This window comes from Phenylobacterium sp. FG114 (assembly GCF_057809855.1).
In genome coordinates this window covers 283,494-303,361 of record NZ_JBMDKU010000005.1, presented here as the reverse complement: position 1 = coordinate 303,361, position 19,868 = coordinate 283,494, and the positions used below count along the sequence as shown (strand labels likewise).

Here is a 19,868-nt window from a genome sequence, read left to right as displayed (position 1 = left end):
CACCCTCTGAGTTCTGGCCCGCACTCCCTCACCCTGGCCGCTGGCGCGGCCTGTCCCTCCCCATCAAGGGAGGGAAGCCTAGGCGTAGCTCTGCAGGGGCCGGACTTCGAGCGGGGCCTCGGCCGTCGCCGCGATCGCCCGCGCCGCCGCCAGGGCCGCCGGCGTCGTCGTGAAGTACGGGATCTTCATCATCAGGGCGGTGCGGCGGATCTCGAACGAGTCCATCAGCGACTGCTTGCCCTCGGTGGTGTTGAAGACCAGCTGAACCTCGCCGTTCTTCATGTGGTCGACGATGTGTGGCCGGCCTTCCAGCACCTTCTTGACGAGCTCGACCGTGACGCCGTTCTCGGTGAGGAAGGCGGCGGTGCCCGAGGTGGCCAGGATGCGGAAGCCCTGGGCGGAGACGATCTTGGCCGCCTCCAGGATCCAGTCCTTGTCGCTGTCCTTCACCGAGATGAAGACGCAGCCCTTGGACGGCAGCACCGTGCCGCCGCCAAGCTGGCTCTTGGCGAAGGCGCGCGCGAAGGCGGGGCCGGGGCCCTCGCCGGCGCGGATCCAGTCCAGGCCCATGACTTCGCCCGTCGAGCGCATCTCGGGGCCCAGGATGGTGTCGACGCCGGCGAAGCGGGCGAACGGGAAGACCGCCTCCTTCACCGCGATGTGGTCATAGGGCTTCTGGGTCAGGCCGAAATCGCTGAGCGGCGTGCCGGCCATCACCTTGGCGGCGATGGCGGCCACCGGCTCGCCGATGGTCTTGGCCACGAAGGGCACCGTGCGGCTGGCGCGCGGATTGACCTCCAGGACGTAGATCCGCGGGCTGGCGCTGGCCGGCTCCTCGATGGCGAACTGCACGTTCATCAGGCCGCGCACGTTCAGCGCCTTGGCCATGGCCTCGGTCTGGCGCTTCAGTTCCTCGATGGTCTCTTCACGGAGCGAGAACGGCGGCAGCGAGCAGGCGCTGTCCCCGGAGTGCACGCCGGCCTCCTCGATGTGCTCCATGACGCCCGCCACGAAGACCGCGCCGGTGTGGTCGCAGATCGCATCCACGTCCACCTCGGTGGCGCGGCTCAGGTACTGGTCGATCAGCACGGGGCTGTCGCCGGAGACCTGCACGGCGGTGTTGATGTAGCGCTCGAGCTGTTCGTCGTCGCGGACGATCTCCATGCCGCGGCCGCCCAGCACATAGGAGGGGCGGATCACGACTGGGTAGCCCACCTTGTGCGCGGCGGCGAAGGCCTCGTCGCGGCTGCGGGCCAGGGCGTTCACCGGCTGGGCGATGTTCAGCCGGTGCAGGAGCTGCTGGAAGCGCTCGCGGTCCTCGGCCAGGTCGATGGCGTCGGGCGAGGTGCCGAGGATCGGGATGCCCGCCTCCTCCAGCGCCGCGGCCAGCTTCAGCGGGGTCTGGCCGCCGAACTGCACGATCACGCCGGCCAGTTCACCGCGGGTCTGCTCGACCGCGATCAGCTCCAGCACGTCCTCGGCCGTCAGCGGCTCGAAGTAGAGACGGTCCGAGGTGTCGTAGTCGGTCGAGACGGTCTCGGGGTTGCAGTTCACCATGATCGACTCGACGCCGATCTCGTCCAACGCGAAGGCCGCGTGACAGCAGCAGTAGTCGAATTCGATGCCCTGGCCGATCCGGTTCGGGCCGCCGCCCAGGATGATCGCCTTCTTGCGGTCCGACGGCTCGCTCTCGTCGTCCGGGACCTGGCCCAGGGCGCCGCTCTCGTAGGTCGAGTACATGTACGGCGTCTCGGCGCGGAACTCGCCGGCGCAGGTGTCGATGCGCTTGAAGACGGGCCGAACGCCCAGCGCGCGGCGCTGTTCGCGGACTTCCTTCTCGGTGGTGTGGGTCAGCTTCGCCAGGCGCGCATCCGAGAAGCCCAGGGCCTTCAGCTTGCGGAAGTCGGCGGCCGTGGTGGGCAGGCCTGCCTCGCGGACCTGGTTCTCGGTCTTCACCAGGATCTCGAGCTGGCGCAGGAACCAGGGCTCGTAGCTGCAAGCGCCATGGATCTCGTCGACGGTCAGGCCGTGGCGGAAGGCCTGGGCGATGACGCGCAGGCGGTCCGGCGTAGGCTGGGCCAGGGCGCGCAGCACCGAGGCGTGGCGCATCTCGGGATCGTCGCCGCCGGGAATGTCGATCTCGTCCAGGCCGGTCAGGCCGGTCTCCAGGCCGCGCAGGGCCTTCTGAAGGCTCTCGGCGAAGGTGCGGCCGATGGCCATGACCTCGCCCACCGACTTCATCGAGGTGGTGAGATAGGGCTCGGCGCCCGGGTACTTCTCGAAGGCAAAGCGCGGGATCTTGGTGACCACGTAGTCGATGCTGGGCTCGAACGAGGCGGGCGTCGCGCCCGTGATGTCGTTCATCAACTCGTCCAGCGTGTAGCCCACGGCCAGGCGCGCGGCGACCTTGGCGATCGGGAAACCGGTGGCCTTGGACGCCAACGCCGAGGACCGCGACACGCGCGGGTTCATCTCGATGACCACCATTCGGCCGTCCGCCGGGTTCACCGCGAACTGGACGTTTGAGCCGCCCGTCTCGACGCCGATCTCGCGCAGCACCGCGATCGAGGCGCGGCGCATCCACTGGTATTCCTTGTCGGTCAGCGTCAGCGCCGGGGCGACGGTGATGGAGTCGCCGGTGTGCACGCCCATCGGGTCGATGTTCTCGATGGAGCAGACGATGATGCAGTTGTCGGCCTTATCGCGGACGACCTCCATCTCGTATTCCTTCCAGCCGAGCACGCTCTCCTCGATGAGCACCTCGGTGGTGGGCGAGAGGTCCAGGCCGCGTTCCACGATCTCGCGGAACTCCTCGACGTTGTAGGCGATGCCGCCGCCGGTGCCGGCCAGGGTGAAGGACGGACGGACGATCGCGGGCAGGCCCACGAACTCCAGGCCCTCCATGGCCTCGTCCATCGTGTGGGCGGCCTTGGACTTGGGGCTCTCGAGGCCCAGCTTGTCCATGGCGTCCCGGAATTTCTGACGATCCTCGGCCTTGTCGATCACCTCGGCCTTGGCGCCGATCATCTCGACGCCGTACTTCGCCAGCACGCCGCGCTCTTCCAGCGCGAGCGCGGTGTTCAGCGCGGTCTGGCCGCCCATGGTGGGCAGCAGCGCGTCGGGCCGCTCCTTCTCGATGATCTTCTCGACCATCTCGGGCGTGATCGGCTCGATGTAGGTGGCGTCGGCGACGTTCGGATCGGTCATGATCGTCGCCGGGTTCGAGTTCACCAGCACGATCCGGTAGCCCTCGGCGCGCAGCGCCTTGCAGGCCTGGACGCCCGAATAGTCGAACTCACACGCCTGGCCGATGACGATGGGGCCGGCGCCGATGATCAGGATCGAGGAGATGTCGGTGCGTTTGGGCATTGGTCTCGCGCGAAGAGGCGGCCGCGCATGAAAGGGCGCGCCGACAAAGGTCAGAACTGCAGGTTAAGGCGCCCAAATAGAGAGGTGAGCCGGATGGTGCAAGCGGACTCACGGGGCGGACCGTCACAGTTCCGCAAATCGCTTTTGGTTCCCGGAAATTTCTCTTTCGAATCACGCAACTAACGGTGGCGTCGGGCTCTATCCCATGAGGCGTCGGCGTTCGGCGCCCGAAGACACGCGGAGACGCCATGAGCCTGCTCGACAGAATCCCGACCCTCAGCGACGAAGAGGTCGTGAACCTGCTGACGAACGCCCGGCGCCTGAGCGAGCAGGGCGACGACAAGCAGAAGGCCGCGGCTGCCGAGCTGTTGCCGGCGCTGGAGACCGAGGCCGACCAGCGCAAGGAGGCGCGCCTGGAGCGCGCCAAGGAAAAGCGCGCCGCAACTCGCAAGGCGACGTTGAAGGCGACTGCTGCTTAAATCGAACGACGTTCAGGTTACGCCTGCAGCGGCGCAGTTCGCGCCGAGCGTTCGCGCGACATCCACTCGACCTGCATCGCATCTTACAGTCAAGCTTTGGCCCTAAGCTTGACCGTATGTGACGATAACTTGACGGAATTGTAACAGTTCTAGAAACGTAGCCCCTCGAACAGCGGGGATTGCGACGAAAACATCCCCGCCACCATGGGGATTACGATGAATTCGAATAAGACGCGGCTGCTAGCCGGAACCCTGTTGTCCGGTCTGGTGGCCGCCGCCATCGCGCCTGGCGCCGCCAACGCGCAGGCGACGACGCCGGCTCCCGGATCGGCGACGGTGGATGAGCTGGTGGTGACGGGTTCGCGCATCGCGCGGCCGAACTACGAACAGCCCACGCCGATTACGACGATCACCCAGGAGGCGATCCGCAACTCGGGGACGACCAGCCTGGGCGACGTGCTGGCGCAACTCCCCGCTTTGGCGTCGACCGGGACAGTCCGGGCCAACTCCGACTCGGGCGCCAACGTGGGCGGGCTGAGCTTCCCCGATCTGCGCAGCCTGGGCACCGCCCGCACCCTGACTCTCGTCAATGGCCAGCGGCACGTGGGCGGCGACGCCGGCGACACGGCCGTCGACCTCAACACCATTCCGACGGCGCTGGTCGAGCGGGTCGACGTGATCACCGGCGGCGCATCGGCCATCTACGGCTCGGATGCGGTCTCAGGCGTGATCAACATCATCCTGAAGGACAACTTCGAGGGCTATGAGTTCAACGTTCAGGGCGGCCAGCCGCTCAACGGGAACTATGGCCAGAACTATTCCGTCTCGGGCACCGGCGGCTGGAACTTCGCGGACGATCGGGGCAACGCGACCCTGACGCTGTTCGCCGACAAGCAGGAGCGGGTGCGGGCGACCCAGATCGACGGGCTGGCCGACTGGGCCATCGTCGAGAACCCCGCCAACACCGGCCCCGCCGACGGCATCCCCGACTTCCTCTACCGCCCGTACGTGCAGACGGAGTACTTCCACAAGTATGGCTCGCTGATCGACGCCAACACGCTGGCGCCCGTCACCGGCTTCGACGCCGCGGGCAATCCGGTGGCCTATCCTCCGCGGACGGGCACGAACAACCTGTTCTACGGCTCCTTCGCCCAGCCGTGCCCGGTCTGCTACTCACAGGATGAGGAAACGACGCTGGTTCCCCGCACCACGCGCTATGGCGCATACGGGACCTTCCGCTACCAGGTCACGCCGAACATCCGCTTCCGGGGCGACCTGAAGCTGGTCGAGACCAAGACGCTGGACACGTTCAGCTCGTCGTTCACGACCTTCGAGTACCTGCTCGACAACGACAACGCGTTCATCACGCCCGGCCTGCGCGCGATCCTCGACCAGAACCCGGACAGCGTCTTCTACGTGGACCGGATCAACCAGGACATCGGCGGCCGTAACGCCAACACCCGCCGGCGCACCTTCCGCACGGTGCTGCAGCTGGACGGCGATTTCGACGCGGGCTTCTCGGACGTGAAGTGGGACGTGTCGTACAACTTCGGCCGGACCAAGAACCGCTTCCGGGGCTTCAACGGCCTGATCCCGGGCAACTTCAACGCCGCGATCGACGCGGTGGTCGATCCCGCCAGCGGCCAGATCCGCTGCCGCAAGGACGTGCCGTCGGCCCAGTATGCCGGCTATGCGCCGCCGGACGGGGGCACGAGCGAGACCTGCGTGCCGTTCAACCTGTTCGGGGCCCAGAACAGCCGCGCGGCGATGGACTACGTCACCTTCGAGGAGCTGCGCACCCACACGATCACCCAGCAGGTGGCGAGCGCGACGGCGACGTTCGACAGCTCGCGCTTCTTCAGCCTTCCGGGCGGGGCGCTGAAGTTCGCCGGCGGCTTCGAATGGCGGCGCGAGGAAAGCAAGAACATCAACGACCCGTTCGTGAAGAGCGGGCTCAGCGAGAGCGCGGCTCAGCCCGACGCCTTCGGGGGCTTCGAGGTGAAGGAGGCCTTCCTCGAGGCCGAGGCGCCGATTCTGCGCGATGCGCCCTTCGCGCACGAGCTGACCCTGAACGCGGCGATCCGGCAGGCTGACTACAGCCATGCCGGGAACGCCACGGCCTACATGCTGCGCGGCACCTGGGCGCCGGTGCGAGACCTCACGTTCCGCGGGACCTATTCTAAGGCGACGCGCGCGCCGAACATCACCGAGGCGTTCCTGCCGGCCACGCCGGGCTTCAGCGGCGTGTTCGACCCTTGCGAAGCTTCGTCGATCACCGCCAACCCGAACCGGGCAGCCAACTGCGCGGCCCTGGGCGTCGCCTTCGACCAGGCCACCGACAACCAGTTCGCCGGGGTGACGAGCGGCAACCAGGACCTGCGGCCCGAACGCGCCGAGACCTGGACGGTGGGCTTCATCGCCCAGCCGCGCTTCCTGCCCGGCTTCTCGCTGTCTCTGGACTACTATGACATCGTCATCCGCGACGCGATCAGCTTCCTCGACCCGCAGGACGCCGCCGACAAGTGCGTCGACGGCCCGGCGCTCGCCACCGAATACTGCGACCTGATCATCCGCGACCCGGCCACGCGGCAGATCACCTCCTACCTGTCGACCTACCTGAACCAGGCCAAGCTCGCGACGGCGGGTTACGACCTGCAGGCGTCGTACAATCGCGGCGTGGGCGACTGGACGTCGGGCATGGGCGCGCTCAGCCGCCTGGACGGACGGATCACCGCCTCGGTGACGCTCAACTACATCGAGAAGCTGCGCCAGTTCGCGTTCCAGGACTTCCCGGAAACCGTCGACCGCCAGGAGGCCGAGATTGGCAATCCGCGCTGGTCGTTCATCTCCAGCCTCAGCTACGCGCAGGGGCCGGTGACGCTGACGTGGGAGAGCCAGTTCCTCGACCGGTCGCGCCGTAACAAGGAGCGGACGCTGGAGCGGAACGACCGTCCCTATGTCGAGAGCGTCTGGTACCACGACCTGATCGCCAAGTACCGCTTCGAGGCGGTCGGCGGCGAGATGGAGGCGTTCGTGGGTGTGAACAACATCTTCGACAAGACCATCCCGGTCGGCCTGACCGGCAACGGTGCGATCGCCGGCGACGCGTCGTACGACATCTTCGGCCGCTATCTGTTCGCGGGCCTGCGGGCGCGGTTCTAGCTTCCGGCATTGGCGGCGCGTGGCGCATGGGGCAACGTCGGCTCCATGCGTCACGCCTCCGCCACGCTCACCTTCGTTCTTATGCTGGCCGCCCCGGCAGCGGCCCAGGTTCCGCCCGAGCCCGGCAAGCCGGTCACCGTGGACGCAACGCTGTCGGGCCAGCCGATTCGCGCTGCCCAGGGCGAGGTGCGCTACACCATCACCCAGGGCGTGATCCCCGCAGGCGGCGGCATCGCGGCCCATAAGCACCCTTACCCGCGGCTGGTGAACGTGCTGGCGGGCCGCATGAAGGTCACCAACCTCGACACGGGTGAGGTGCGGGAGATCGCGGCCGGCGATTGGCTGGTCGATGCGGTGGACCAGTGGCACGAGACCAAGGTCGTCGGCGACCAGCCGGTCCGCTTGCTCACCATCGACCAGGCCCCGCCCGGCGCGGCCGTCACGATTCCCAGGAACCCCTGATACGGGAGCGCTTGCGTCTTCAGCGCGAGACGGGCAGCTTCGCCACAATGAGTTCGCCGACCGGGCGACGTAACCTCAAGGGACTGCCTTGGCCGCCGCCGCCACGACTACCGACAGCCTCTCACCACTTATGACGCGTATCGCCAACGGCGAGCGTGAGGCCCTGCGACAATTGTACCAGGCCACCTCCGCGAAGCTTTTTGGCGTCTGCCTTCGTATCCTCTCCGACCGCGAGGAGAGTGAGGACGTTTTGCAGGACGTGTACGTCACCATATGGCGACGGGCCGACCGTTTCGACGGCGCCCGCGCGAGCGTGATGACCTGGGTGTCCACCATCGCGCGGAACCGGGCGATCGACCGCCTGCGGGCGCGGGGGCCGATGGCCTACGCCGAGCCGGTGGACGAGCTGGAAATCGCGGATGGCCAGGACAGCGCCGAGACGTTGCTGTCCGCCGCCGACGACCGCAACCGCTTGGCCGGATGCCTGTCCGAGCTGGACGATCGCACCCAGTCGGTGATCCGCACCGCATTTTTTGACGGCGTCACTTACGAAGCCTTAGCCAAGCGCATGGATGCTCCGCTGGGCACCGTTAAGAGTTGGATCCGTCGGGGACTAGCGAAGCTGAAGGGGTGCCTCCAGTCATGAGCGAAGCCCCAGACCTGACCGAAGACGAAGCCTTCGCCGCCGAGCACGCGCTGGGTGTGCTGAGCGCTCGCGAACGGGCCGAGGCCGAGGCCCGCATGGCCCGCGAACCGGCCTTCGCCGCCGATGTGGAGGCCTGGCGCGCGCGCCTGGCGCCGATGATCGACAGCGTCGAATCGGTGCCGGCCCCCGCCGGCCTGTGGCCGCGGATCGAACGCCTGCTGCCCGCCAACAGCGACAGCGGCGCGCGGCCGGCCAACGACAACAGCGCGAGCCTCATGAACCGCGTACGCTTCTGGCGGAACACCGCCGTGGGCGGCTTCGCCCTGGCCGCGGCCAGCCTCGCCGGCGTCATGGTGCAGGTGAACCAGCCGCCGGTGGTGGTGGAACGCCAGGTGCCGGTGGCGCCGCAGGGCCAGCTGCTGGCCGCCAGCGTCGTCAGCCAGGACTCCAAGGTCCAGCCGCTGTTCACCGCGTCGTACGATCCGGACCGCAAGGCGCTGATCGTCACCTCGCTGCTGCCGGAAGGCTCCGACCGCGACAAGGTGCACGAGCTTTGGCTGATCGCCGGCCAGGACAACCCCAAGTCCCTGGGTCTGGTGGAATCGGGCAAGGCCAAGGTCATCGCGCTCCCGACCGAGGTGATGGCCAAGATGGCGGCGGGCGCGGCCCTGGCCGTGTCGCTCGAACCGCCGGGCGGCTCGAAGAACCCGAACGGGCCCTCGGGTCCGGTCATCGGCGTCGGCCAGCTGTCCAGGCTCTAGGCTGAGAATCGCCTGAAGACGTTTCGGCGCGCGCATGGCGTGGCCAAGGGTTCGCGCCGTGCGAAACGTCTGCGCCTTGGCGATGGGGACGAGTGATGAAGCGAGCGATGTTGGCGGCGCTGGCCGCCTTGGCCCTCGGCGCAGGCGCGGCGCAGGCGCGGCCGATCCCGGACGCTGGCCTGACCGTGGAGGAACTGCTGGCGTTCGTGAAGAGCGCGGGCTTCGACGCGAAGATCGAGAAGACCGACCAGGGCGAGCCCTACGTCTCGACCAGCAAGGACGGGATCAATTTCGACCTCGACCTGTACGACTGCGACAAGGCCAAGTGCCGGGCCGTCCAGTTCGTGGCCAGCTTCGACATGAAGGAGCCGCTGAGCGCCGACAAGGCCAACGCCTGGAACCTCCAGAAGCGCTATATCCGGGTCTATCTGGACAAGAGCGGCGACCCGATCTTCGCCTACGACGCCAACCTGGCCCCTGGCGGAACCTACGAGGCGCTGCAGGACGACCTGGACATCTTCGTCCAGTTCCTGCCGGAGATGCTCGAGCACATCGGCTGGTAGGCGCCGTGCCTACTTCGCCTTGTCCATGAAGCCCGCGAAGCGCTCGAAGAGGTAGAGGCTGTCGGTGGGGCCGGGCGAGGCTTCGGGGTGGTGCTGGATCGAGAAGACCGGGCGGTCCTTGAGGGCCAGGCCGGCATTGGTGCCGTCGAACAGCGAGACGTGGGTCTCGACCACCGGCTCGGGCAGGCTGTCGCGGTCCACCGTGAAGCCGTGGTTCATTGAGACGATCTCGACCTTGCCAGTCGTCAGGTCCTTCACGGGATGGTTGGCCCCGTGGTGGCCCTGATCCATCTTCACGGTCTTGGCGCCGAGCGCCAGCGACAGCATCTGGTGGCCCAGGCAGATGCCGAACACCGGCTTGCCGCTGTCGACCAGCTTCTTGATCTCGGGCACCGCATATTCACCCGTGGCCGCCGGGTCGCCGGGGCCGTTCGACAGCAGGACGCCGTCCGGGTTGCGGGCCAGGATCTCCTCGGCCGTGGTCTTGGCCGGCACCACGGTGACGTGGGCGCCCACCGAGGTCAGGGCGCGCAGGATGTTGCGCTTCACGCCGTAGTCGACGACCACGACTTCGTACTTCGGCTGGCCCGGCTTGGCGTAACCGCCGTTCCAGTCCCAGAGGCCCTCGTCATAGGTGAAGGGCTGCAGGCACGAAGCGTCCTTGGCGAGGTCCAGGCCCTCCAGGCCCGACCAGGCCTTGGCCTTGGCGACCAGGGCGTCGATGTCGAACTTGCCCTCTGGGTGGTGGGCGATCACGCCATGCGGCATGCCGTGCTCGCGGATGGAGCGGGTCAGGGCGCGGGTGTCGACGCCGGCCAGGCCGATGACGCCGCGGCGGCTCATCCAGGTCTCGAGGTCGCTGTCGGCCCGCCAGTTCGCGGGCTTGGTCGGCAGGTCGCGGAAGATCGCGCCGCGCGCCGCGGTCTCGGCCGACCCCGACATCTGCTCGATGTCCTCGACGTTCGTTCCGACGTTGCCCACGTGCGGGAAGGTGAAGGCCACGATCTGGGCCATGTAGGAGGGGTCGGTCAGGATCTCCTGGTAGCCGGTCATGGCGGTGTTGAAGCACACCTCGCCCACGGCTTCCCCAACCGCGCCGACGCCAATCCCTTGCAGGACAGTCCCGTCGGCCAGCACCAGCACGCCGGTGACGCCAGGCAGCAGTTCACGCGACATGTGTAGGGCTCCTTGTAGGCAAACGGCGGCGTAGGTAGTGAGTCCCGGACGCGGGGTCAATGCGACGCGGGGGACCTATGGCCTATATCGATCCGGACCGCGAGGCCTGGGAGGTCTTCAAGGGCCTGCCGCGCGACCAGCCCATCCAGATGCTGAACCTGGTGAAGCTGAAGCCGTCGGCGGAATATCCGGAAGGTCACACCGATCACGGCAAGGGCCTGACGGGCCTCGACGCCTACCGCGCCTATGGGCGCACCACGGCGCACATCTTCAAACGGGTGGGCGGAAAGCAGGTTTGGGCCGGCAAGCCGCAGGTGATGGTGACCGGGCCGGGTTCGGAGGCCTGGGACATCGCCTTCATCGCGGAGTATCCGACCTCGGCCGCCTTCATCGAGATGGTCCGCGACCCGGAGTACCGCGAGCTGGTCGCCCATCGCACCGCGGGCGTCGCCGACTCGCGCCTTTTACGCCTGGAACCGATCCGCGAGCCCGGCGAGGGCTTCGGCGAGTAAGCTGGCTGAAAGCGAGGGAAACTTGGCATTTCAGCCAATCCGGCCCTGGCGCATTTTCGGGTCATGCTCGCCCTCCGCCCCAACTGCGAATGCTGCGACCGCGATCTTCCGGCCGACAGCCCGCTCGCCCGCATTTGCACTTTCGAATGCACCTTCTGCGCCGATTGCGTGGACAACCGCCTCGGCGGCGGCGCCTGTCCGAACTGCGGCGGCAACTTCGCAGCGCGGCCGATCCGCCCGCCAGGCGCCCTCGCGCGCTTCCCGGCGTCGACCGAGCGAGTGACCAAGCCTCACAAGGCCTGCGCAGCCTGAGCGTCGAGCGCGCTTTCCAGCGCGCCGAACAGGGCCTCGACCCGGATCGGCTTGGCGATGTGGCCGTCCGCGCCCGCCGCGGCGCTGGCGGCGCGGTCGTCGGGCGAGGTGTTCGCCGACAGCACGATGGTGGGTGTCCGTGGCCGGCCCCCCGCCTGTTCCTCGGACCGGATGGCGCGGATGGCCGCCAGGCCGTCAGTTACCGGCATCCGCAGGTCCATCAGCACGGCATCGAAGCCGCCGCCCCGCCAGGCCTCGACCGCCTCGTAGCCGTTTTCGACGGTGACCACCTGAACGCCCGCGGCCTCCAGCATCAGCTCGATGACCTTTCGGTTGGTCGGGTTGTCGTCGGCGGCGAGCACCTTGAGCGGCCGGTCGGGCGCGGCGTGGGGGCGCTCGTCGGGCGCGAGGTCGGCGTCGCCGTAGTCGAGCAGACCGCTGACCAGCCGGTCGAGCTGGCGCGCCGCCGCCTGGATGTCCGATACGAGACTTCGCTGGTCGGGTGACAAGGCGGTGGCCTCCAGCGCCTGGGCCAGGCCGGTCACCCCGTTCAGGGGCGTCCGCAGCTCGTGGCTCATGTCGGCCAGGAATTCGGCCTTGGCCCGCTGGGCGGCCTCGGCGTGGGCCAGGGCCTGCTCCAGCGCCTCGGCCTGACGCTTCATCTCGGTGATGTCCACTCGCAGGCCGATGACCCCACCGTCCGAGGTGCGCCGCTCCTCGATCATCAGCCAGCGGCCGTCGGCGACCTGCTGCTCGTGACGTTCCCCGGTGGCGGTGGCGAGCTTGGCCTCACGGGTGGCCAGCCACACCTCCTCACGGCCGATGGCGTCGGGATAGTCGCCGCGCCGGACGCCCTCGCGCAGGGTGTCGATGAGCCGGGCGCCGGGCCGGAACAGGTCGGCCGAGCGATGGTAGATTTCCGCGTAGCGGCGGTTCCAGAGGATGTAGCGCCCGCCGGCGTCCAGGAAGACCACACCCTCGGGAATCGCATCGATGGCGTCGCGCAGCCGCGCCTCCGCGCGCTCGGCCTGCGTGCGCGCTTCGGCGAGCGCGGCCGCTCCCGTCAGCCGCGCGATCCAGCCCCTGAGACCGCCTCCCGACATCGATGGTCTCCAGAATCACCTGCGGGTGAGAATGCGGCGCGAGGGGCGCCAGAAGCTGGCAATCGCTTACGCTGCAAAGGAATGGGTCGCGGCGCCCAGGAGCCTTGCACGCGGCGCCCGCGGATTGCGCAGGCCGGGCCGGCGGCCGTATGGGAGCGACCATGCGCATCACCACGGTCGGCCTCGATGCCGACGACACGCTCTGGCACAACGAGACGATCTTCCGGCTGACCCAGGATCGGCTGCGCGAGATGCTGTCCGAGTTCGCCGACCACGACACGACCAACGCCAGGCTGGCCGAGGTGGAGAAGCGGAACCTGCGGCTCTACGGCTACGGCGTGAAGGGCTTCACGCTGTCGATGATCGAGACGGCGATGGAGCTGACCGACGGCGAGCCGCCCGGCCGCCTGATCGCCGACATCCTGGCGGCCGGCCGCGAGATGCTGTCCGAGCCGGTCGAGCCGCTGCCGGGCGTGGACCAAGCGCTCGCCGACCTGTCCGAGGCCGGCTACCGGCTGGTGCTCATCACCAAGGGCGACCTGCTGCACCAGGAGCAGAAGCTGGCCGCCTCGGGCCTGGGCGACCTGTTCGCCGCCGTCGAGATCGTCAGCGAGAAGGACGCCTCGACCTACTCCCGCGTCTTCGACCGCTACGGCACCGGCGCGGGCGAGGCAGCGATGGTGGGCAACTCCATGCGCTCAGACGTGCTACCCGCGCTCGAGGCCGGGAGCTGGGGCGTCTACATCCCCTACCACATCACCTGGGCCCACGAGGTCGCCGAAGCCCCGGCCCACCATCCGCGTCTGGTGGAACTGAAGACGATTTCCGAACTGCCGGGGTGGCTGGCGTCGCAGGCCTGAGGAAAAAACTTCGCGCGCTGATGTCACAGCCTCGCGCGCCGCTCCGTCCTAGGCGCAAAAGGGACGGAGGCCGCGAGTGCGCCACTGGGATCGATATCTGGCTGGGCTGATGGCCCTGATCTTCGCGGCGAACGGCGTCGTCATGCTGTTCGCTCCGTTGCCCTGGTATGACGCGGTGCCGGGCGTGCCGCAGACAGGGCCGTTCAATCCCCACTTCGTCCGCGACATCGGCGCCGTCTATCTGATGGGCGCGCTGGGCATGGGCTGGTTCGCGTGGCGGCCGGCGCAGGGCTGGGCGGCGATGGCGGCGACGGCGGCTTGGCTGACGATCCACGCCGCAATCCACGTCTATGACGCCACCTGCGGGAATGACCCGCTGGCCGACTTCAAGCGCGACTTCCTGGCGATCTACGTCTTCGCCGCGATCCCCCTGGCGCTGTCGCTGCTCCGCAAGCCAAAGGGAGCCTGACCGATGCTGAAGCTGTTCCTGGCCCGCTACCTCGACAAGTTCGAGAGGACCTTCAACTACGACGCCAGCTACATGCGCCACGTGCTGCGCGTGAATCCCGGCAGCCTGTTCAAGTTCAGCCTGGGAACCCAGGCGCCCGACCGCCATGCGGCGCCGCCCGAGGCCCTGATCGCCGCCGGGCTGTACGGCACCCTGACCGAGGATTGCGGGCCCTGCGTGCAGGTGGGCGTGGACATCGCGACCGCCAACGGCGTGGACCCCAAGGTGCTGCGAGCGGTCATCGCCGGCGACCTGGAAGGCATGGGCGAGACCGCGTCGCTCGGCTACCGCTTCGCCCAGGCCAGCCTGGCGCGTGACATGGAAGCCTGCGATCCGTTGCGCGACGAGATCGTCCGGCGGTGGGGCGACAAGGCGCTGGTGGCCATCAGCCTCGCACTGGTGTCGTCGCGCATGTACCCGACGCTCAAGTACGCCCTGGGCTACGGCAAGAGCTGTTCGCGTGTGAAGGTGGCCGGCGAGACCGTCGCGCCGCTCCGGATCGCGGCGTAGGGTGGCGGCCATGCACCCGGCGCTCACCGACGCCTTCGAGGCCAACCGCCAGCGGCTGAAGCGGCTGGCCTATCGCATGCTCGGCTCGGTCACCGAGGCCGAGGACGCGGTGCAGGACGCGTGGCTGCGCTGGCGACGGGCCGGGGAGGGCGTCACCGACCCGGCGGCCTGGTTGGTGCGGGCGACGACGCGCCTCTGCATCGACCGCCTGCGGGCCGCCAAGGCCGAGCGCGCGGCCTACAAGGGACCCTGGCTGCCCGAGCCGCTGATCGAGCCGCTGGCTGATGATCCGGTGGAAAAGGCCGAGGAGGTGTCGGTGGCCTTCCTGTTGGCCCTCGAGCGGCTGTCGCCGCTGGAGCGGGCGGTGTTTCTGCTGCACGACGTCTTCGACCAGGACTATGGCCAGATCGCCGAGACCCTGGAGCGCACCGAGCCCGCGATCCGCCAGCTCGCCGCCCGCGCCCGCCAGCACGTCCAGGACGCGCGCCCGCGGTTCAAGGTGGACCAGGATCGGGTGATGCAACTGGCCACGGCCTTCATGGCCGCGTCTCGGACCGCCGACACCAAGACGCTGACCCAACTCCTGGCCCAGGACGCCATCATGGTGTCGGACGGTGGCGGCAAACGCGCCGCGGCGCTGCGTGTCATGGTCGGCCGCGAGGACATCATCCGGCTGCTGGAGCGCCTGCGCTGGCGGCATGGCCCGCAATGGGTGGGCGACATCGTCGCGGTGCGGGTGAATGGCTACCCGGGCTTCCTGATCCAGCTTGAGGACGGCCCGGCGACCTTCGCCTTCGAACCCGGCGAGGACGGCAAGATCGCGGCGGTCTACGCCGTGCGGAACCCGGACAAGCTCACGCATGTGATGTGAGTTCCCATCTCCAGGCTCGTCATGGGCGGGCTCGACCCGGCCGTTCAACGGGCCGCGCGGCGCGGGCGCTACGCTTTCCGGCGCACTGGAATGGATCCCCCCAGGTCAAGCCCGGGGATGACGAGCAGATGAGTTGGCCGTCCGGAAATGACGCACAGGTCATCCACAAGTCGCCAACAATCCGAATCAGCGCATCCACGAGGCTGATCGGCAGCCCACTCGCGCATAACGGCGTGGGATGGGAAGGCATCCAAGATGGTCGGGCGGTTTGACGAGCGGTTCCTGGAGGAGGTGAAGTCGCGGCTTCGGCCGAGCGACGTCATCGGCCGCACGGTGAAGCTGCGCAAGCAGGGCCGCGAGTACGTGGGCCTGTCACCGTTCAACAAGGAAAAGACGCCCTCGTTCTATGTGAACGACGACAAGGGCCAGTTCTTCGACTTCTCGTCCGGCAAGACCGGCGACCTGATCACCTTCCTGCAGGAGACAGAACGGCTGACCTTCGCCGAGGCGGTCGAGCGGCTGGCGGCGGAGGCCGGCGTGCCGCTGCCGGCGGTGGACCCGCGGGGCGCCGAACAGGAGAAGCAGCGCCAGGGGCTGGCCGACTGGCTGGAGCTGGCGGCGCAGTGGTTCGAGGCCGAGCTGAAGCGGCCGCCCGGCCGCGAGGCCCGAGCCTACCTCGAGAAGCGCGGGCTGCCCGACAAGGAGTGGCCCCGGTTCCGGATCGGCTTCTCGCCCGCCGGCCGCACGGCGCTGAAGGACTACCTCGTCACCAAGGGCGCCAAGCCGGCCGAACTGGTGGACGCCGGCCTGCTGATCGCGCCGGAGGACGGCGGCGCGCCTTACGACCGGTTCCGCGACCGGATCATCTTCCCGATCCTGGACGTGCGCGGCCGGGTGGTCTCGTTCGGCGGCCGGGCGATGGATCCGCAGGCCCGCGCCAAGTACCTGAACGGCCCGGAGACGGTGGTCTTCCACAAGGGTCACCAGCTGTACGGCCTCTCGGAGGCGCGCAAGATCCTGGCGGCGGCGAAGGCGGACGAGGACCTGCCGCTGGTCGTCGTCGAAGGCTACATGGACGTGATCGCGTGCCAGCGGGCAGGCGTGCCCGCGGTGGCCGCCATGGGCACGGCCCTGGGCGAGGATCAGATGGAGGTGCTGTGGCGCTACCATCCGGAGCCGACATTGTGCTTCGACGGCGACCGGGCGGGCCGGCAGGCCGCAGCCCGGTCCATGGACCGGGCGCTGCCTTTGCTGAAGCCTGGCAAGAGCTTCCGCTTCGCGATCGTCGAGGGCGGCAAGGACCCCGACGACGTGCTGCGCGAGCAGGGGCCGGCGGTGCTGAAGCAGCAGCTCTCGCAGACCACCGCCTTCGCCGAGGCGCTGTTCATCCGCGAGCGCGACGCCGAGCCGCTGGACACGCCCGAGCGGAAGACGGCGCTGAAGGTGCGGCTGCGCAAGCTGGCCGCGACGATCGCCGACGGCGACTTGGCCGCCGCCTACAAGGAGGACTTGCTGGGCCGGTTCGAGGCCCTGTCGCCCCGGAACGCGCCGCCGGTCTATGAACCGGGCGCGGCGGGCCGGGCGCTGGCCAAGCACGGCTGGGCCAAGCGCAAGGCGGCGCTGGCCGGCGCCACGCCCGAGGCGAGGACGGCGGCGAGCGAGCTGAAGCAGTCGGCCCGGCCGCTAGCGGCGGCCCTGGCCAAGGCGGCGCTGCACGATCCCGGCATCATCGACGACTCCATCGAGCTGGTCGGCTCGCGGGGCTTCGGCGACGAGAAGCTGGACCGCATCGCCCATGAGCTGGTGCAACTCCGCTACGAGGCCGACGACGCGGATTTCGACGTGGTGCTGCGCCGGTTGCGCGCCCGGGGCGTGGACGACGAGATGATCGCGCGCATGAACCGCGACGCCAGCAAGGCGGGCGTGGCGGCGCCGTTCCTGGATCCCAACGCCGCCCGCGACCGGACCCGTGTGCTTTGGCGCCAGGCGTTCGAACTGCTGATGCAGCTCGAGGCCCTGGAACGCGCGGTGGAAGGGACGCTGAGCGACGTGGGCCGCGACCCCTCGGCCGTGAGCGCGCTGGTCCCGCTGAAGGCCGAGCGGGACCACCTGCGCAAGCTGATCAACAGCGACTGGACCCAGGATGACGGTGGAGCTCCGGTTCTCCCACATTGACCTCGCCGATCGCCGCGCATGTGGCGAAATGTCCGCTCTGCGTCTCCTGTCGGGAGGCCGCCTGTCTTGACACTGAGCGTGTCACGCGCCATCTGCCGTCCTGCGGATTTAGCGCGCTAACGACAGACATCGATGGGCCGTTGCGGTTTCGGACGCGCCCCCCACGCGGATGATGATGTCTCCCTCGTGTGCGGAAATCCCAGTGGTCGCGCCGCCGCGTGCGGACGACGCCACAGGGCGCGGCGAAGGGCCTCCTTCGCGGCGGGACACCTGCGTGGCGACGTCCGGAAGTCGCCTCGATGCGTATCCACTGCCACATTGATTGAAACCGGGAACGATTTCGACGGACTACGGGTCGTATTGACGCGACCTCTCGATCCAGGGCCGTCGCCCACCATTTTCGGCCCGTCCCTTGCATGGGACGGCTGCCGACGTCGGAGATTTAGATGAGCGCAAACACGGCCGAAGCCGAAACTCCGGAGACCACGGGCGGAGACGGCCCGCTGCTCGACCTGACGGATGCGGCGGTCAAGAAGTTCATCAAGCAGGCAAAGACCCGCGGCTACGTCACCATGGACGAGCTGAACAAGGTCCTGCCGTCCGAGGAAGTCACCTCGGAGCAGATCGAAGACACCCTCGCCATGCTGAGCGAGATGGGCGTCAACGTCGTGGAGTCCGAGGACGACGCCGAGGGCGGCGAAGTCGCGGTGCGCGAGGAATCGGCCGTCGTCGAGACGACGAAGGAGCCGGCCTACGACCGCACCGACGACCCGGTCCGGATGTACCTGCGCGAGATGGGCTCGGTCGAGTTGCTGTCGCGCGAAGGCGAAATCGCCATCGCCAAGCGCATCGAGGCCGGCCGCGACACCATGATCCGCGGCCTGTGCGAGAGCGCGCTGACCTTCGAAGCCATCATGGTGTGGCGCGAGGAGCTGGAAGGCGGCCGCATCCTGCTGCGCGAGGTGATCGACCTCGAACAGACCTACGGCGGTCAGAACCCCGCCGCCGAAGCGCCGCCGGCCGAAGCCGAGCCGGCCGAGGAAGCCGAAGCCGCGGAAGGCGAGGAGAAGCCCGAGGGCGAAGGCGAGAGCGACGACGACTTCGACGACGGCGCCGGCCCGACCATCAGCGCGATGGAAGCCGAGCTGCGCGAAGGCGTCATGGCGACCCTGGACGCCATCGCCGCCGAGTTCGAGGCCTTCCGCCTCCTGCAGGAAAAGCTGGTGTCCCAGCGCCTCAAGGGCGAGGACCTGGGTGACAAGGACCGCGCGGCCTATGCGGCGGCGGCGGGCGCCATCGTTCAGCACCTCAAGACCCTGAAGCTGAACAACAACCGCATCGAGGCGCTGGTCGAGCAGCTCTACGCGATCAACAAGCGCCTGATGGTCCTGGAAGGCCGTCTGCTGCGCCTGGCCGACAGCTACGGCATCAGCCGCACCGAGTTCCTCAAGGCCTACTTCGGCCAGGAGATGCGCCCGGACTGGGGCGACCAGGTGAAGGCCCTGGGCGTCCGCTGGACCAAGTTCGCCGAGAACGACGCCGGCCAGATCGGCGACATCCGCTCCGAGATCGCCGCCCTGGCGCAGGAGACGGGCGTTCCCATCGACGACTACCGCCGCATCGTCCAGACGGTGCAGAAGGGCGAGCGCGAAGCCCGTCAGGCGAAGAAGGAAATGGTCGAGGCCAACCTGCGCCTCGTGATCTCCATCGCCAAGAAGTACACCAACCGCGGCCTGCAGTTCCTGGACCTGATCCAGGAGGGCAACATCGGCCTGATGAAGGCGGTCGATAAGTTCGAATACCGCCGCGGCTACAAGTTCTCGACCTACGCCACGTGGTGGATCCGCCAGGCGATCACCCGCTCGATCGCCGACCAGGCGCGGACCATCCGCATCCCGGTGCACATGATCGAGACGATCAACAAGATCGTCCGCACCAGCCGCCAGATGCTGCATGAGATCGGCCGCGAGCCGACCCCGGAGGAGCTGGCCGAAAAGCTGGCGATGCCGCTGGAAAAGGTCCGCAAGGTCCTGAAGATCGCCAAGGAGCCGATCTCGCTCGAAACCCCCATCGGGGACGAGGAGGACAGCCACCTGGGCGACTTCATCGAGGACAAGAACGCCGTCCTGCCGATCGACGCGGCCATCCAGTCGAACCTGCGCGAGACCACCACCCGCGTGCTGGCGTCGCTGACGCCGCGCGAGGAGCGCGTCCTGCGCATGCGCTTCGGCATCGGCATGAACACCGACCACACCCTGGAAGAGGTGGGCCAGCAGTTCTCGGTGACCCGCGAGCGGATCCGCCAGATCGAGGCCAAGGCGCTGCGCAAGCTGAAGCACCCGTCGCGGTCGCGGAAGCTGCGGAGCTTCCTGGACAGCTAGCCGCAAACAACAAACGCC

Annotated in this window: 17 protein-coding genes; 14 read left to right on the top strand and 3 right to left on the bottom strand. The window is 68.3% G+C overall.

Features of this window, described 5'->3' with window-relative positions; all coding sequences use genetic code 11:
* Window positions 1–78: 78 nt before the first annotated feature.
* Window positions 79–3,369 (bottom strand): carbamoyl-phosphate synthase large subunit, encoded by a 3,291-nt coding sequence (gene carB, locus ACODSY_RS10935; protein WP_488951775.1) that lies wholly within the window; start codon window positions 3,367–3,369, stop codon window positions 79–81.
* Window positions 3,370–3,617: 248 nt separating this feature from the next.
* Between carB and ACODSY_RS10930 the strand changes: the two genes are divergently transcribed.
* The 6 genes from ACODSY_RS10930 (at window position 3,618) to ACODSY_RS10905 (ending at window position 9,442) form a co-directional block, all read left to right on the top strand.
* Entirely contained in the window at window positions 3,618–3,848 is a 231-nt protein-coding gene (locus ACODSY_RS10930; protein ID WP_488951774.1) for a hypothetical protein, read from the top strand.
* A gap of 216 nt (window positions 3,849–4,064) precedes the next feature.
* The gene (locus tag ACODSY_RS10925) at window positions 4,065–7,010 is read left to right on the top strand and encodes a TonB-dependent receptor domain-containing protein (RefSeq protein WP_488951772.1); all 2,946 of its coding nucleotides are present in this window, start codon (window positions 4,065–4,067) and stop codon (window positions 7,008–7,010) included.
* A 45-nt stretch (window positions 7,011–7,055) separates the two neighbouring features.
* A complete protein-coding gene (locus ACODSY_RS10920) occupies window positions 7,056–7,472 on the top strand; it encodes a cupin domain-containing protein (RefSeq protein ID WP_488951770.1) in 417 nt (138 codons plus the stop codon).
* Window positions 7,473–7,602: 130 nt separating this feature from the next.
* Window positions 7,603–8,118, top strand: a complete 516-nt coding sequence (locus ACODSY_RS10915) for a sigma-70 family RNA polymerase sigma factor (protein ID WP_488951768.1) — start codon at window positions 7,603–7,605, stop codon at window positions 8,116–8,118.
* Window positions 8,115–8,879 (top strand): anti-sigma factor, encoded by a 765-nt coding sequence (locus ACODSY_RS10910; protein WP_488951767.1) that lies wholly within the window; start codon window positions 8,115–8,117, stop codon window positions 8,877–8,879. The genes ACODSY_RS10915 and ACODSY_RS10910 overlap by 4 nt, the downstream gene beginning before the upstream one ends.
* A gap of 95 nt (window positions 8,880–8,974) precedes the next feature.
* Window positions 8,975–9,442, top strand: a complete 468-nt coding sequence (locus tag ACODSY_RS10905; protein WP_488951765.1) for a YbjN domain-containing protein — start codon at window positions 8,975–8,977, stop codon at window positions 9,440–9,442.
* 9 nt (window positions 9,443–9,451) lie between these two features.
* Here ACODSY_RS10905 and carA read toward each other — a convergent pair whose 3' ends face one another.
* On the bottom strand, window positions 9,452–10,618 hold the full coding sequence (gene carA / locus ACODSY_RS10900) for a glutamine-hydrolyzing carbamoyl-phosphate synthase small subunit (RefSeq protein ID WP_488951763.1): 1,167 nt from the start codon (window positions 10,616–10,618) through the stop codon (window positions 9,452–9,454).
* A gap of 77 nt (window positions 10,619–10,695) precedes the next feature.
* Between carA and ACODSY_RS10895 the strand changes: the two genes are divergently transcribed.
* Together ACODSY_RS10895 and ACODSY_RS10890 are read left to right on the top strand one after the other, a co-directional pair.
* Window positions 10,696–11,130, top strand: coding sequence for a DUF1330 domain-containing protein (locus ACODSY_RS10895; RefSeq protein WP_488951761.1), 435 nt, complete (start codon window positions 10,696–10,698; stop codon window positions 11,128–11,130).
* Window positions 11,131–11,193: 63 nt separating this feature from the next.
* The gene (locus ACODSY_RS10890) at window positions 11,194–11,442 is read left to right on the top strand and encodes a DUF1272 domain-containing protein (protein WP_488951760.1); all 249 of its coding nucleotides are present in this window, start codon (window positions 11,194–11,196) and stop codon (window positions 11,440–11,442) included.
* Here ACODSY_RS10890 and ACODSY_RS10885 read toward each other — a convergent pair.
* A complete protein-coding gene (locus ACODSY_RS10885; protein ID WP_488951759.1) occupies window positions 11,421–12,545 on the bottom strand; it encodes a response regulator in 1,125 nt (374 codons plus the stop codon). The genes ACODSY_RS10890 and ACODSY_RS10885 overlap by 22 nt on opposite strands.
* Before the next feature lie 161 nt (window positions 12,546–12,706).
* On the opposite strand from ACODSY_RS10885, the gene ACODSY_RS10880 reads away from it, so the two are divergent.
* The 6 genes from ACODSY_RS10880 to rpoD all read left to right on the top strand — a co-directional run bounded on the left by ACODSY_RS10880 (window position 12,707) and on the right by rpoD (window position 19,850).
* A complete protein-coding gene (locus ACODSY_RS10880; RefSeq protein WP_488951758.1) occupies window positions 12,707–13,405 on the top strand; it encodes an HAD family hydrolase in 699 nt (232 codons plus the stop codon).
* 109 nt (window positions 13,406–13,514) lie between these two features.
* The gene (locus ACODSY_RS10875) at window positions 13,515–13,874 is read left to right on the top strand and encodes a hypothetical protein (protein WP_488951757.1); all 360 of its coding nucleotides are present in this window, start codon (window positions 13,515–13,517) and stop codon (window positions 13,872–13,874) included.
* A gap of 3 nt (window positions 13,875–13,877) precedes the next feature.
* Window positions 13,878–14,423: a hypothetical protein gene (locus ACODSY_RS10870; protein WP_488951756.1), complete on the top strand. Its 546-nt coding sequence runs from the start codon at window positions 13,878–13,880 to the stop codon at window positions 14,421–14,423.
* 10 nt (window positions 14,424–14,433) lie between these two features.
* The gene (gene sigJ / locus ACODSY_RS10865; protein ID WP_488951755.1) at window positions 14,434–15,294 is read left to right on the top strand and encodes an RNA polymerase sigma factor SigJ; all 861 of its coding nucleotides are present in this window, start codon (window positions 14,434–14,436) and stop codon (window positions 15,292–15,294) included.
* A gap of 255 nt (window positions 15,295–15,549) precedes the next feature.
* Window positions 15,550–17,469, top strand: coding sequence for a DNA primase (gene dnaG / locus ACODSY_RS10860; protein ID WP_488951754.1), 1,920 nt, complete (start codon window positions 15,550–15,552; stop codon window positions 17,467–17,469).
* Between the two features lie 446 nt (window positions 17,470–17,915).
* Window positions 17,916–19,850: an RNA polymerase sigma factor RpoD gene (gene rpoD / locus ACODSY_RS10855; protein WP_488951753.1), complete on the top strand. Its 1,935-nt coding sequence runs from the start codon at window positions 17,916–17,918 to the stop codon at window positions 19,848–19,850.
* Window positions 19,851–19,868: the final 18 nt, after the last annotated feature.

Excerpts from the sequence above, each read along its gene's own strand:
- carB (WP_488951775.1), bottom strand. The coding sequence starts at position 3,369 with ATGCCCAAACGCACCGACATCTCCTCGATCCTGATCATCGGCGCCGGC.
- ACODSY_RS10930 (WP_488951774.1), top strand. The coding sequence starts at position 3,618 with ATGAGCCTGCTCGACAGAATCCCGACCCTCAGCGACGAAGAGGTCGTG.
- ACODSY_RS10925 (WP_488951772.1), top strand. The coding sequence starts at position 4,065 with ATGAATTCGAATAAGACGCGGCTGCTAGCCGGAACCCTGTTGTCCGGT.
- ACODSY_RS10920 (WP_488951770.1), top strand. The coding sequence starts at position 7,056 with ATGCGTCACGCCTCCGCCACGCTCACCTTCGTTCTTATGCTGGCCGCC.
- ACODSY_RS10915 (WP_488951768.1), top strand. The coding sequence starts at position 7,603 with ATGACGCGTATCGCCAACGGCGAGCGTGAGGCCCTGCGACAATTGTAC.
- ACODSY_RS10910 (WP_488951767.1), top strand. The coding sequence starts at position 8,115 with ATGAGCGAAGCCCCAGACCTGACCGAAGACGAAGCCTTCGCCGCCGAG.
- ACODSY_RS10905 (WP_488951765.1), top strand. The coding sequence starts at position 8,975 with ATGAAGCGAGCGATGTTGGCGGCGCTGGCCGCCTTGGCCCTCGGCGCA.
- carA (WP_488951763.1), bottom strand. The coding sequence starts at position 10,618 with ATGTCGCGTGAACTGCTGCCTGGCGTCACCGGCGTGCTGGTGCTGGCC.
- ACODSY_RS10895 (WP_488951761.1), top strand. The coding sequence starts at position 10,696 with ATGGCCTATATCGATCCGGACCGCGAGGCCTGGGAGGTCTTCAAGGGC.
- ACODSY_RS10890 (WP_488951760.1), top strand. The coding sequence starts at position 11,194 with ATGCTCGCCCTCCGCCCCAACTGCGAATGCTGCGACCGCGATCTTCCG.
- ACODSY_RS10885 (WP_488951759.1), bottom strand. The coding sequence starts at position 12,545 with ATGTCGGGAGGCGGTCTCAGGGGCTGGATCGCGCGGCTGACGGGAGCG.
- ACODSY_RS10880 (WP_488951758.1), top strand. The coding sequence starts at position 12,707 with ATGCGCATCACCACGGTCGGCCTCGATGCCGACGACACGCTCTGGCAC.
- ACODSY_RS10875 (WP_488951757.1), top strand. The coding sequence starts at position 13,515 with ATGGCCCTGATCTTCGCGGCGAACGGCGTCGTCATGCTGTTCGCTCCG.
- ACODSY_RS10870 (WP_488951756.1), top strand. The coding sequence starts at position 13,878 with ATGCTGAAGCTGTTCCTGGCCCGCTACCTCGACAAGTTCGAGAGGACC.
- sigJ (WP_488951755.1), top strand. The coding sequence starts at position 14,434 with ATGCACCCGGCGCTCACCGACGCCTTCGAGGCCAACCGCCAGCGGCTG.
- dnaG (WP_488951754.1), top strand. The coding sequence starts at position 15,550 with ATGGTCGGGCGGTTTGACGAGCGGTTCCTGGAGGAGGTGAAGTCGCGG.
- rpoD (WP_488951753.1), top strand. The coding sequence starts at position 17,916 with ATGAGCGCAAACACGGCCGAAGCCGAAACTCCGGAGACCACGGGCGGA.